Annotated in this window: 13 protein-coding genes; 6 read left to right on the top strand and 7 right to left on the bottom strand. The window is 42.7% G+C overall.

From position 1 onward, the window contains the following. Nucleotides 1-85 precede the first annotated feature (85 nt). Entirely contained in the window at nt 86-934 is an 849-nt protein-coding gene (locus FO442_RS18190; RefSeq protein WP_144334639.1) for an SAM hydrolase/SAM-dependent halogenase family protein, read from the bottom strand. A gap of 101 nt (nt 935-1,035) precedes the next feature. On the opposite strand from FO442_RS18190, the gene FO442_RS18185 reads away from it, so the two are divergent. Beyond that, nucleotides 1,036-2,091, top strand: coding sequence for a PhoH family protein (locus FO442_RS18185; protein ID WP_246073884.1), 1,056 nt, complete (start codon nt 1,036-1,038; stop codon nt 2,089-2,091). Nucleotides 2,092-2,114: 23 nt separating this feature from the next. Then, entirely contained in the window at nt 2,115-3,071 is a 957-nt protein-coding gene (locus FO442_RS18180) for a phosphoribosylaminoimidazolesuccinocarboxamide synthase (protein ID WP_144334664.1), read from the top strand. Nucleotides 3,072-3,105: 34 nt separating this feature from the next. Here FO442_RS18180 and FO442_RS18175 read toward each other — a convergent pair whose 3' ends face one another. After that, a complete protein-coding gene (locus FO442_RS18175) occupies nt 3,106-3,888 on the bottom strand; it encodes an SDR family oxidoreductase (RefSeq protein ID WP_144334638.1) in 783 nt (260 codons plus the stop codon). Nucleotides 3,889-3,977: 89 nt separating this feature from the next. Between FO442_RS18175 and FO442_RS18170 the strand changes: the two genes are divergently transcribed. Further along, nucleotides 3,978-5,222 carry a sensor histidine kinase gene (locus FO442_RS18170; protein WP_144334637.1) on the top strand — a complete coding sequence of 415 codons (1,245 nt, stop codon included), beginning with the start codon at nt 3,978-3,980 and terminating at the stop codon, nt 5,220-5,222. 44 nt (nt 5,223-5,266) lie between these two features. On the opposite strand, the gene FO442_RS18165 is transcribed toward FO442_RS18170, so the two are convergent. Then, nucleotides 5,267-5,689 carry a hypothetical protein gene (locus tag FO442_RS18165; RefSeq protein WP_144334636.1) on the bottom strand — a complete coding sequence of 141 codons (423 nt, stop codon included), beginning with the start codon at nt 5,687-5,689 and terminating at the stop codon, nt 5,267-5,269. 115 nt (nt 5,690-5,804) lie between these two features. Between FO442_RS18165 and lpcA the strand changes: the two genes are divergently transcribed. The 3 genes from lpcA to FO442_RS18150 all read left to right on the top strand — a co-directional run bounded on the left by lpcA (nt 5,805) and on the right by FO442_RS18150 (nt 8,653). Further along, on the top strand, nt 5,805-6,374 hold the full coding sequence (lpcA, locus tag FO442_RS18160) for a D-sedoheptulose 7-phosphate isomerase (protein WP_144334635.1): 570 nt from the start codon (nt 5,805-5,807) through the stop codon (nt 6,372-6,374). After that, entirely contained in the window at nt 6,367-8,142 is a 1,776-nt protein-coding gene (locus FO442_RS18155; protein WP_144334634.1) for a hypothetical protein, read from the top strand. The genes lpcA and FO442_RS18155 overlap by 8 nt, the downstream gene beginning before the upstream one ends. Nucleotides 8,143-8,230: 88 nt before the next feature. Beyond that, a complete protein-coding gene (locus FO442_RS18150) occupies nt 8,231-8,653 on the top strand; it encodes a TerB family tellurite resistance protein (RefSeq protein ID WP_144334633.1) in 423 nt (140 codons plus the stop codon). Between the two features lie 8 nt (nt 8,654-8,661). On the opposite strand, the gene FO442_RS18145 is transcribed toward FO442_RS18150, so the two are convergent. From FO442_RS18145 to FO442_RS18130, 4 genes are all read right to left on the bottom strand, one after another. Further along, entirely contained in the window at nt 8,662-9,225 is a 564-nt protein-coding gene (locus FO442_RS18145) for a hypothetical protein (RefSeq protein WP_144334632.1), read from the bottom strand. Between the two features lie 90 nt (nt 9,226-9,315). Next, nucleotides 9,316-11,355, bottom strand: a complete 2,040-nt coding sequence (locus tag FO442_RS18140; RefSeq protein WP_144334631.1) for a T9SS type A sorting domain-containing protein — start codon at nt 11,353-11,355, stop codon at nt 9,316-9,318. Nucleotides 11,356-11,451: 96 nt separating this feature from the next. Beyond that, nucleotides 11,452-13,047: a T9SS type A sorting domain-containing protein gene (locus FO442_RS18135; protein ID WP_144334630.1), complete on the bottom strand. Its 1,596-nt coding sequence runs from the start codon at nt 13,045-13,047 to the stop codon at nt 11,452-11,454. Between the two features lie 2 nt (nt 13,048-13,049). After that, a complete protein-coding gene (locus tag FO442_RS18130) occupies nt 13,050-13,406 on the bottom strand; it encodes a hypothetical protein (RefSeq protein WP_144334629.1) in 357 nt (118 codons plus the stop codon). Nucleotides 13,407-13,471: the final 65 nt, after the last annotated feature.

Raw genomic sequence — 13,471 nt, 5'->3', positions numbered from 1 at the left:
CAAAATGTTTTTTTAAATACGTTTCAATTCTTTGTTTTTCCATCTTCAATTCATTGAACCTTAACTCTTTGAGTTCGTTTTGGTGTCAAAACAAAGAATCAATCGTTTTGGCAGATCCGCGCGGGGTAAACTCAATGCGTACCAGGTCATGGACCCGGAGTCCGAACAAGGAATCTGCTCCACCGCCATTTCCCGTTGCTCCTTTGTTTATGGCGATTTCAAGCAGGTTATTGTCGTTGAAGAATGCCAGGCGTTCTCCCGGAGCAACGTCATTATACGTACTTGAGATCTCATCAATGTAATATTCGCGTTTGCGGAACAGGATTGTGAACGGGGCATCCTCGAACCGGGCAAATATTTCTTTGGTGATATTGGTAATGGCATTTCCATAATGGTCGATGTGGACAATGGAGCCTTTGATCAGGTTTTCTTCAATAACCGCATTTACCGTATGTGCCACACGCCAGGAAGTTTCTTCCGAACCGATATTACTCACCGGCTCTCCCGAAAGTATGCGCACAGCTGTCGGAACAAAAATATTTTTTACCGGGAAGCGAAGTCCTTTCGGATTGGAGAGTACGTTGTCGATTCTCCAAAAGCCTTCCGGTTTTTCTTCCTTCAGGATCAGGGCAAAAATTCCATTGTCATTGGAAATAAAGTAATGTCCCTTGAACAATAAAATGCTCGGATAAGCTCCGTTGCTGGAATTGATGATCGGTTCACTGTCGACTCCGATGATGTGGATCGTTCCTTCGGGGAATTCCCGGAAAGATGCCTGGATATAATAACTGGCGTCTGCAATGTCAAACGGACGGACCTGGTGAGTGATATCAACAATAGATACATCAGGGGCCAATTTGTATAAGTTTCCCTTCAAAACTGCTACGTAGTAGTCAGTCAATCCCATATCAGTTGTCAAAGTGATAATTCCCATTTGATAAATCGGTCTGTATCCGTTGAAAAATTAATTAAATTTGTTTCAAAAATACGGGTTAATAATACAACCGGGACTTACAAACAAAAGATTTATTCACATTGACAGAGAAGAAAATTGAAATAAACGGCACCAACGTTGCTGAACTATTTGGAGTTAACAATTCCAACCTGAAGCACATTCGGTCTTTTTTTCCGAAATTAAAGATCAATTCACGCGGAAACGAACTGACCATTATCGGTGATCCGGAAGTGATGGAAGAATTTGAGCGCAAGTTTGAATTGATCCTGGCACATTTTAACCAATACAATATTTTAACGGAGAATAATATCGATAACCTCATGCTGGATGAAGGTGATGCAATGCTCTCTTCCGACGGCACGGAAACACTCGTTCATGGGAACGGCGGAGTGAAGATCAAGGCAAAAACACTGAATCAGCGAAAATTGGTACAGGCGGTAAACAAAAGTGACATGGTGTTCGCTGTTGGTCCGGCGGGAACCGGTAAAACGTATACCGCTGTTGCTCTCGCAGTCCGTGCACTGAAAGCAAAAGAGGTGAAACGCATCGTTTTAACAAGACCGGCTGTGGAAGCGGGTGAAAATTTAGGATTTCTTCCGGGGGATCTGAAAGAAAAACTGGATCCGTACCTGATGCCTTTGTATGACGCGTTGCGGGATATGATTCCACCCGAAAAATTGGCCGATATGATCGAATTCGGGATCATTGAAATTGCACCGTTGGCATTTATGCGTGGTAGAACGCTTGATAAAGCATTTGTAATCCTGGATGAAGCTCAGAATGCAACAACAATGCAGATGAAAATGTTCCTTACACGTATGGGACAGACCGCACAATTTGTGATTACGGGCGATATGTCGCAGGTGGATTTGCCGCATCGTCAGAAATCCGGATTGGCTTATGCGTTGGATATCCTGAATGATGTGGAAGGAATTGAGATCATCCGTCTGACTCAGAGCGATGTCATCCGGCACTCACTGGTGAAACGGATCATTGATGCCTTCGATAAAGCGGAAGCAATTGAAAAGGCGAAGAAATTTGAGAGAGAAGAAGAAGCGAGGCTTCTGAAGACCGAAGCTTCATCTGAAAAGCTGAAAACAACGGACGAGCCGAAATCAAAACCGAGAAGAAAATAAACAATTCCAAATTGTATAATATGTTGAACGAAACAATAACGAGTACCAACTTTAAATTCCCCAAACAAACAAATGTGTATAGAGGGAAGGTCCGCGAAGTATATACCATTGATAACGATATTATGGTAATGGTTGCTACCGATCGGATTTCGGCATTCGACCACATTTTACCGAAGGGAATTCCATTCAAAGGTCAGGTATTGAACCAGGTTGCAACTATGTTCTTAGAGGCTACTCGCGACATTGTTCCAAATTGGTTGATCGGAACTCCGGACCCTTCGGTTGCGGTTGGTTATGCATGTGATCCTGTGCGGGTTGAAATGGTCATTCGTGGGTATTTGGCTGGGCATGCTGCGCGGGAATATGCATTGGGTAAGCGCGTATTGTGCGGTGTTACACTTCCGGAAGGAATGAAAGAAAATGATCGTTTCCCGGAACCGATCATCACACCTGCTACGAAAGCAGACGAAGGCCATGACGAAGATATTTCCAGGGAAGATATTCTGAAAAAGGGAATTGTTCCGCAGGATATTTACGAAAAGATGGAAGCTTATACACGTGCCTTGTTCCAAAGAGGAACTGAAATGGCCGCAGAAAGAGGTTTGATCCTGGTGGATACGAAATACGAATTCGGGATCCTCAACGGAGAAGTAATCCTGATCGATGAGATCCATACACCGGATTCGTCCCGATATTTTTACGCTGACGGGTACGAAGAACGTCAGGCAAAAGGTGAGAACCAACGTCAGCTTTCCAAAGAATTTGTTCGCCAATGGCTGATTGAACACGATTTCCAGGGACTGGAAGGACAGGTAATGCCTGATATGCCGGATTCGTTCGTAGATACGATCACCGAGCGATACATTGAATTGTACGAGAAGATCACGGGAAAATCGTTTGAGAAAGGCGATACCTCGAATATCAGCAAGCGCATTGAAACCAATGTTGCAGTGTTTTTGGCGGAGAAAGGGATTATTTAGCAACCTAGCAGGCATGCGATTAATCGCGTGCCTGCTAGGTTGCGCTTTGCTTTGCTACAATCTTCCAGAATAAACGTGGGAAGAAACGTTTCAGAGTCACAGCATTTATTTCTTTATTTCCGATCAGGACTTCCTTTTTTTTCTTTTCAACTGCTTTCAATAGAATAGATACACAGGTTTCAACGGGCATTCCTGTTGCCTGGTTGTGGTCCATTTCTCCGTGAGCTTGGCCGTCTTTCCCGAGCGCACTCATGGAGATGGGAGTGTTGATCTTTCCCGGAAATGCGATAGTCACGAAAATATGATTCTTAGCTTCTTCTAAAAGCAAGCTTTCAAAAAATCCTTGAATAGCGTGTTTGCTTGCGCTGTATGCCGAACGCAGGTAGAAGCCGAATTTCCCGGCAATACTGGAAATAGCAATGATGTGTCCCGATTTTTGCGCCTGCATATACGGTAAAACAGCTTTTGTAAGCGCGATCGTTCCAAAGTAGTTGATTTCCATAATCCGACGATCTACTTCCAGAGACGTTTCGCTGGCTTCTGCACGCTGACTTAATCCGCCGCAATTGTATAAATAGTCGATGCGTTTTGTCTGTTCCAGAGTTTGTTTCACCAACTCGGCAAAGTGATCGGAATGCTCCAGGTCCAACGGTACGATCAAATGTTCCTCCGCGTTCGGAAGTTCCTTTTTCAATGCGAGCAATTTCTCTTCACTGCGACTCGACAGGATCAGTTTGAAGCCTTTTCGAGCCAATTGTCTGCAGATTTCTTCCCCGATACCGGAAGAAGCACCCGTAATCCAAGCTACATGTTTCATCGTAGCACGAAAATACATATTTCAATTTGAGTTGCAATTTTCTTGGTAGATTAGAAAATCTTAGTATATTAGTTACATACTGCTATCGATTGAAAAATTTAGGATCTGACTCTATTCCCGGCGAAGTCATTGCGTACTTTGAGGAGCTTCGTGTGAAGCTTGCCTTTCGCATGTCTCTGATGTTCTTATGCATCTTCAGTATTCTTTCCTACACACGTTATTTTGAATCAATGGAAAGCTTCAGCATGATGGCTGTTGCAACCATTATCAGTGCATGCTGTTTGCTCATCATGAAATCGAATGACCGGAATTATTTACTGGTCTTCTACATTTATTCAATATGCGGTTACATCATTGTTGCTTTTTCCTTGATGGTTTACCACAGCAGGATCCATTTGGTGGATGTGCTATGGTTGATGACTGTTGTATTCCTGGCGTTTTTTACTTTGGGACGCAGATTGGGTTATATCCTTTTGTTTTTGTCAATAATGGTAATTGGCTTGTTTATCTTTCTTCACCTGGATCACCAGATCCGGATATTGAAAGCGCTTACGATTTATCAAAAGATATCTTTGCTGATCGAATTGATTGCCGCCTTTTCGTTAAACTTTTACCTGTTCTATTTGTTTTTGGAGCTGAACAGCTATTCGGAGAAAAAATTACTGGAATCGTACGATCAGGTGAAGGAACAGAACACCCGGATTCTGCTTCAGAATGAAGAAAAAACGACCTTGGTGCGGGAGATTCACCACCGCGTAAAAAACAACCTGCAGATCGTGGTAAGTCTTCTGCGAATGCAAAGCCAGGAAGTGGATAACCCGGAATTCAGAATTTTATTCCAGGAGTCGATCAATCGCATCATGGCGATGTCACTCATCCATCAAAGACTTTATCAAAACGACAATTTATCCCAGATCCGTATCGGGGATTATTTGGATGAATTGATCCGGGAAATCATGAATCTCAGTATTACAGAACAGACGGTAGATTACGAAATCAAAACGGAGGTCGGAAAAATCGGGTTAAAAACATTGATCCCGGTTGGGCTTCTGATCAATGAACTGGTTGCCAATTCGCTGAAACACGCCTTTGAAGATGTAACCGATGCGCGGATTCAGATCGAGATTCAAAGAGAAGAGGATAATTATTTACGGATCACCTATTCTGACAATGGGGTCTGGAAACAGCAAATCGGAAATTCGTCTTTTGGATTGGTGCTGATCGATACGCTGATTGAACAACTGGAAGGAACAAAGGATGTTTGCATGCAGGGATGCGGAACAACCTATACCATGGTAATCCTGAACTTAGAGGAAAAAGATATTTTGGCATAAAAAAAGGATCCGCTGTTGGGGATCCTCGTATTTTTTATTCCGGTTTATAAATCATCCGGCAAATCTGCCTGCTTGTATGATTTTGCTTTCGGTTTCAGTTTGTCTATAAATACGACTCTGAATTTTTCTCCGTCTACTGTAAAGATCATTTCAGAAATACCGTTTGTAACTACCGGGTTGGTTCTTTTTGAATTGAAAAACTTCTTTTCCAGCAAATAGTAAGTTCCATCATCATACTGAAGAAAAACGGAAACCACGCATCCGTTTTCAACGCGCGCTTTACCTGTCAAACATTCAACGCCCTCAGGTGTAAAAAAACTAACGATAACATTTCTATGCATATCATCAGCAACCGTATAAGAACCTCTTTTTGCAAAAGCATCTTCTAATTTCTTAAAACAGTCATCTTGTGCTGATGCGCTATATCCTAAAGTTAAGGTTAGAATGGCAAGTAGAATATTTTTCATAGTTGTTTTTGTGTTAAGGAGCCAGCTCCGATTTTCAAATATAACAAGTTTATCTAAAATGGTAACTGCACTCAATAATTATTTATTTTTGACAAACAATCCCATTTGTAGAGGCATGAAACAAATAGCAGACCATTTTAACGAAGCACTGGAAATTTTGCAAAAATTTAACAACGCAACGAATCATCAATTGATCGGGGATGCCGGAAATATCATGGTCTCAGCGATTCGTTCGGGAGGAAAGATCATTTCATGCGGAAACGGAGGATCCATGTGTGATGCTATGCATTTCGCCGAAGAACTGACGGGCAGATACCGTGATGACAGAAAAGCAATTCCGGCTTTGAGTATTTCGGATCCGTCACATATCAGTTGTGTTGGAAATGACTACGGCTACGATTTTATTTTTTCCCGTTACCTGGAAGCAATCGGGCAGCATGGAGATGTGCTCCTGGCGATTTCCACCTCCGGAAATTCAAAGAACGTGCTTCGTGCCATCGAAGTGGCCAAAGCGAAGGGAATGAAAATTGTGGGGTTGACAGGAAAAGACGGTGGAAAAATGGCCGGACTTTGTGATGTTGAAATCCGGGCGCCTCATTCGGATTATGCGGATAGAGCGCAGGAAATTCACATCAAGGTAATTCACACACTGATCGATTTCATTGAACACCAATTAAATGGTTGAGTTTCTAAGAAGAACTATTCGAAGAACTACTATTCTGATGATTGTGGGGGTATTTACCCTCACATTTTCGGGGAAAATAACCGATGTTATCAAGGGAGAATCGACCTGTGTCTGCTCCTACGACGGATACGGATATTACATCTACCTTACACAGCTTTTCCAGCACAGGAACCTGGATTTCAAACAAAGTGAACTTCAGGCCGTCCAGAATAGGTATTGCAATGGGACGTATGCTTATCAGCTGAAAGAAATGGACAACGGCAACTCGCTGGACATTTATCATATGGGACAAGCCTACCTGGAATTACCTGCGTATGCGGTCGGACACTTCTTTGCTAAAATAATGGGGTATCCCAAAGACGGTTTCAGCAAGCCTTATCACGTGACATTCTTATTGAATGCACTCCTGTTTATTGTGCTCGGGATTTATTTTCTGAACAAAATTCTTCGCTTGTTCTTCTCCGATCAGGTGAGTGCTCTGGTGTTGCTGATAGTGTATTTCGGGACTAATTTTTGGATAACAGCCATTCACTCCTATCAGCTTCAGCATATTTATTTGTTTACATTGATCGGACTGCTTTTCTATTGCCTGTTGAAGTTTAGGGAATTGAAAAGTAAAAAATATTTCCTTGTTGCTGCATTGACGCTCGGATTGATTTCTTCGGTTCGGCCGACCCATGTTTTGTTGGGGCTACTTCCTTTACTGATGCTGCGAAAAGTTTATCCGACGAAATGGGCTTATTGGAAATCAATTTCTTTGTTTCCCCTTGCAGGGTTGCTATTCAATTTGCCACAAATGCTTTATTGGAAAATCCTGGGCGGAAGTTGGTTTATTTTGAATATGCACGTGGAAGAAGTGGTAATTGTGGATCCGCATATCGTTGATTTTTTGGTTAGCTATAAGAAGGGATGGCTTGTGTATTCTCCGGTGTTTTTATTGCTTATTCCGGGATTTATTCAGCTTTATAAGCGACGAAAGGACCTGTTTTGGCCGGTTTTCGGTGTTGTTCTGCTGGCAATCTGGATTTTTGCTTCCTGGGAATGCTGGTGGTATGCGGCCTCATTCGGATCGAGAGCTATGGTAGATTTGTATCCGCTATTGGCCGTTCCATTAGGTTTCGCTATCGTTTATTTGGGAAGAACAAAGATGGTTGCTTATTCAATGATGGTGTTCGTTTTTTTCACGCTGAGTTTATCGGTTTTTCAATCGGAACAGTTTTCAATCGGTTATTTGCATCCGGACAGAATGACAAAAGCTCATTACTGGTATATCTTCGGGAAATATTCGATACCGGATTATACGATGAACCGCTTGGAAATAGATCGTGAGGATACGGACTGGCCTTCGAAAATCCAGGCAGAAACCTTTCATTTCGGGCGGATTGATACGATTGATTTTAGCTTCAAAGGCTTGGTGAGAGTACCGGCTCAAATCCCGACTCTGGTCGATAAAAGATCTCTTTTTCCGAAGTTAAAGACGGATGAAACCTTGCTGGAAGCGCAGATCCGGTATGTGAACGGAGATAGTTTGAATCCCGGAGTCATTCACTTCGAAACATTCAGCAAATACAATACCTATAGCTGGAAAGCTTACTCATTGGTTACTCAGAAGCATGCAGGAGAGACAGATACCCTGGTTGTGCGCTTCAATCTTCCGAGAGTCAATCATCAGGATGATAAGATCCAGATTTATGTTGAAAATCCGGGGCAAAAGGAAGTGGTCATTCAATCCTTAAAGATTAAGGCATTCAGTTTGATCCGTAAGTGACAAGTTTAAAAAGTACAAAAGTTTCAAGTGGTTCAAAGAAATAATGGTTTTATTTGAACAACTTTAACCAATTAAAAACACAATCAACATGAGCTCATTGTCGCATTTTTTTGATTCAGGTGAACAAGCACGCCAAAAAAGCCATTTCAGAAACCTGATTATGTTGGCGCGAATTGACGGGAATGTCAGTTTCGCGGAAAATCAATTATTGAAAAAAATTGCAACCAAGCTTTCTTTGACAGAAGAGCAGGTAACTGAAATTTGCGAAAATCCGGATGATTATCCATTTATACCACCGGTTACCAGGGAAGAACGGTATGAACGGTTTATTCAGTTGATCCAGCTTTTGGTTGTTGACGGGAATATGGATGCCAATGAGACCAAATTGGTGAGAAGGTTGGGAGTTGAATTGGGTTTCACACCGGAACGCATTGACGAGAAATTCCCGATTATCCTGGAGCATTTAAGAAAAGGAATGGATCGGGAAGAAGTGTTGAAAATTGTAATCTAGTACCGAAATCAGCTTTTCTTTTTCAGCTTTTCTTCTATGCGTTTGGTTAAAATCTGGAAAAGCTGTTTGGAATCCTGTTGGTTTAATTTTCTTCCCAGGCGGATTGTTTTTCCCAGATACTCAAACTCGATTCGTTCACCTCCGCGAATCCAGGGAGAATTTTCCCATGCAGCCTGGAAGGAATTTTCCTTTGGAACGGAAACGCGTACTTTTTTGATGTTTTCCAGGTAATATTCTTTTGCTTTTCCGTAGGTTCCGATACTTGTTTTAATGGTCAGGGATATTTTATCCACTTTGATGTATTCCCGGCCATACATGATCCAAAGGAAGGTTCTTCCTACCCGCACAAAGTAATAGAGCCAAAAAACCATGAAAATCCCCAGGATCAGTTTTTCCTGTTGAGAGAATTTGAAAGCAAAATAAGACCAGGTAATAGTTGCTCCGATTGCAAACCACATAAAACACCAAGCACCCATTAAGGCTTTTACAACTCCAATTTGTTCCGGGGTTATAATAAATGTTGTTTTATTTTGGTCGTCGAGATAACTGATCCTGTTTCCAATCCATTTCATGTAACAAAAGTACAATTTTTAGCTACGATGGTACCAGAAAAACGTAGGGGCGGAAAATTTTCCGCCCCTACGTTTTATTTTGTGAATGAATTATTGAATAATCACTTTTTTCTGAGTGATTGCGTTGTTCATTTTTACGTTCACGAAATAAACACCTGCAGGTGTATTATTCGTATTGATTGTAATTACGGATGCGCCGTTCATTTGACCATAGTTTTTGCTGGAAATTTCTTTACCCGCAATGTCCGTAACGGAAATAGTAACCTCACTTTGTTCTGTCATTTGCAAGCTTACGGAAACAGCTGTTGTAGCCGGGTTCGGGTAAACTTGTACCAGGTCATCAATTTGACTCAGGTTGTTTAATCCTGCTGTTACATCTGTTCCGCTTACGAATCCATTGGCGACAGCTTCCGTAATGGTTGCTTTTCCGGCATTATCGATTTTTCCGGCAGGGTTAAACAGCAATCCGACAATGTGGATCTTTGTCTCATCCCAGGTTGCTGGTAAAATAAACGTAGCTGTAATTGTGTGTGTTTCGCCGGCGTTGACTGTAGCAGGAAAACTGTTTGCATAACCGGTAAAACTTGGTTCGATTGCTCTTGCAACATGATCGTAAACCATTTGTGCAGCCGGTACCGGGTTCGGAAGGGATTCAAATCCTCCCATTACACCATTACCACCTCCGGCATAGGCGTTGGCTTGATTATAGTTGCTGCTGGTTCCCGTTACTTCATCTTCAGTCAGAACAATGCCTAATTTATACGAACTTGTTGCTGAAGACTGGAAGTTGGCAGATGTAGACACTTTTAACTCACGGGTTGTTGAATTCCAGGTTGCACCGTTCGTGATCAGTGCTGTTGGAGCCACTTGTACACGTGTCAGGAAATCGCCTTCCATTTCAGAAGGATCGATTACACTCATACGGTCAACCAAAGCCGAAGGATATCCCGAAACCAATCCGCCGATCCCTGCATCGTATTCCGTTACAACCATTGGGTCTCCATTATGAACGGCAATTCCAGCCCAATATTGATCGTACTTTGTTTGCATCATATCCATGAAAACAGCTCCTCTCGGACACCACTGGCACCAGGTTCCCGTTCCTTCTTCTCCTACAACCATTTTCCCGACCGCCGGTGTTAAAGGACTTAAACTAATGGAAAGCACATCGTCATTCGCATCCATATCTGCTCCTGCATTATTTACATTGCTTATGGTAGCAATCATAGGCATTGTCCCGCTTGCAAGTGTCAGTGTGCCGGTCAATGTAACCGTTGTAGTTGCCAGTGAAGCAATATTCAATCCGGTAAAGGCCTGGTGAACATTGTTTCCGTTATAGTCCACGTCCATTTCAAAAGAAGTGATTGGGGTCGTTCCCAGGTTGCGAACAACCACTTTCGGAGTAACTACGTTTCCGGCCAGTGTTCCCTGATCGAAAGATAACCCGTTTATTGCCCCGTTCACAGACGGAAGGGTGTATGGAGTAATCACCGTATGGAAATCATCGATGAAATAACCGCAGCTATACGGAGCGTTTTGGTCCGTAGGATAGATATCGATCGATGCGATTTGGTTTACCGGGTTTGAAAAGGAGCCCACTGAAACATTATCGATAAAAACTTCCCAGTTGTTGGTGTTGAAATTGATCGAAAGGTGGAAATTGAACCAGGTATTTTGAGGATAAGAAGCTCCGGTAAAGTTTAATCCGTCCTGATTGTTGATTACAAGCGATCCGTTGTCATTGAAAAAACAATCCATTGCCCAAACCTGGCCGATGGTTGCATTTTTCTGAAGGTTAAAATACCCCGCTTTTCCGGTTTCAACTTTGATATTGAAATCCATGTCGAACTGACCGGTATTCAAAACTCCGAAATTGCGTACCAAATCCGTTGGTCCTCCTGCCTGTGCAGAGGTAGAGAAATACAGTGAATTGCTTCCGGACACTGCGTCGGCATTTGAAACCAGGACATCTTCCGTTCCCCCGGGAGCATTGCTCCAGGTAGTCCATGCACCGCCGCTTTGCGGACACAGTTTTTGGCCTGCAGTATACGAGTCAAAATTATCGGTAAATGTTTGACCAAATGTTACAAGACTTGATAAGAAACCAAGGGTGAGTAATTGTTTTTTCATAAGTAAGAGTATAGAATATCTCTAAAGATACTAAATGAAAAAGAGAAAAAGGATTCCTTTTTCTCTTTTATTATTGAAATCTTATAACAGATTTAGTTATTTCTTAATAAACTGAACAGGAGTCACTTCGGTGCCCAGGTCCACCACAAAACGATACGCTCCGGCCTGCAGCCCGGAAACATCTATCGGCTTCAGTACGATTTTACCGTTGGTATTCTCCAGCGGGATCTGTTCCATGGGTCTTCCGACCGCATCAAAAATGTATAATGTTCCGGCTTGTTTCGAATAATAGGTCAGGTTTGTCAAATCCGATGAAGGATTAGGAGACAAGGTATTCGGGGTTATTTCCGGTTTGCAGATCACGGACTTTAATTCGGAATAGGTCGAACTCAGGTCCGCATGTATTTCTTTCAGCCTGTAGAAAACCAGTTTGTTCTGCTCTAATGCATCTCTGAAAGTATACTGTTGATTTTCCTCACCGGTACTGGAAGGAGACACTGCTTTTCCGATAATTTCCCAGGCCTCACCCGTATAACTCCGCTGGACTTCATAGGTGTTCGTTGTCCCTAAGGGAGCATCCCAGGAGATAAGTGCGTCACCACTTTCACAGAATGTATTGACCGAGAAATTAGTGGAATTTAACCCCAAAGCGGAACATCCCACGGTTGCAGTTCCGCTAAATGCAATAGGCACGGTGGTTGCAACCGAACTATAGTTTGAGAAACAAATGATGTACTGTGTATTGGCTGCAACGGCCAATGGCGGTTCATAATTCCCCCAATCTCCCCCGGAAGGCAAAGTAGAAGCCAAACCTGTCCCGCCATAATTTACGGCATTCCAGTTGCACCGGACAGGGGCGAGGCTGTTGCCCGAGATTGCACTGCAGGTACTTGGTCCTGAATAGGGATACATGATCCAGTCATAATAACCGGCCTGTGCTCCTCCTGCACCGAATGAAAATGATAAGTTTCCAGCAGTGTAGACATTGATGACCATCCAGGTACTGTTGTTTTCTCCTACCTGAAGGCAACCCATATTTCCACCGCCCCATGGACTCACCGGTCCCCAGAACGGATCATACAACGGATTTCCGTAAGAACCGGAAGCAGGAATTTCGTTGATCGAACCGTATCCGTTCGGGTCAATTTGAAAACCTGCATTGCTGCAAATGTTTACATAGTTTGCACATTCGGATGCTACAACAGGTCCGGTATAAGTACTTTCCGTAACACAGACTGTACCGTTGGTTGCCTGATTGGGAGGACCTGTATTACTTGCATTTGTTGCAAAAATAACGATGAGGTACACCTGACCGATTACCGTATTAAAACTAACGCTTTCATTGTTTCCGTTTGTTGCGGTACTTTGTGAACATCCCAGGGAAGTGAGTGTTCCGCCGCATGTCCCGGATACGACCATTAATCCCGGGTTGGGACCATTTGCTGTCGCATCGGTAATCGTTACGGTCGTATACGTGGAAGTTGCCGTAAATTGGAAGAATCCGTCTACGTCGTCATAACCACAGGAAGGTTCTGAGCTGAAGTTATCAAAGTAAGAAGTCGGAATGGAGTACGAGGTTGGAGTACAAGTTGTTCCCACAGTTAAAGACGGAACTGTTCCGGTGCAATTGTCAGATTGTCCAAAAGTTGCTGCAACCCGACAAATAGCAAGTAATAGTATGAATTTTTTCATGGTTAACGGCAGTTGTTTTTGGATAGGTTAATCATGGCGCCTTCGGTATAAACAGCATCGTAGTAACATGCTATCTCATATCCGTGGTTGGTGAACCAGTTTGTGAAGGTTTGTTCCAACAGATTTTCGTTGGGCTCATAGATCCCCAAAAAGATGTGGGTTGTATTGTCCATCCGGGAAGTTTTCACTCCGGGAATTTGTTTGAATGCGTTGGTTATTTCTGATTGGGCTTCCGAACTGACTTCCGAATCAATAATGATTTTGATGTACCTTTTGGAGCCATCAAGATCGCTTTGCTGAGAATATGCCGAAAAACCAATAGTAGTAAACGCAAGAATTGCCAGTAGTAATTTGATCATGCTTGAATTAGTTAGTGAATAAAGCTAAAGATCAATTTCCTCTCAAGGCATTAAGAATAAATATT

Origin of the sequence: Fluviicola chungangensis (assembly GCF_007558725.1) — a bacterium.
In the GTDB taxonomy this organism is placed as follows: Bacteria; Bacteroidota; Bacteroidia; order Flavobacteriales_D; family Crocinitomicaceae; genus Fluviicola; species Fluviicola chungangensis.
Note: the sequence above shows the minus strand (reverse complement) of the source record. Positions and strands in the feature narration are given on the sequence as shown.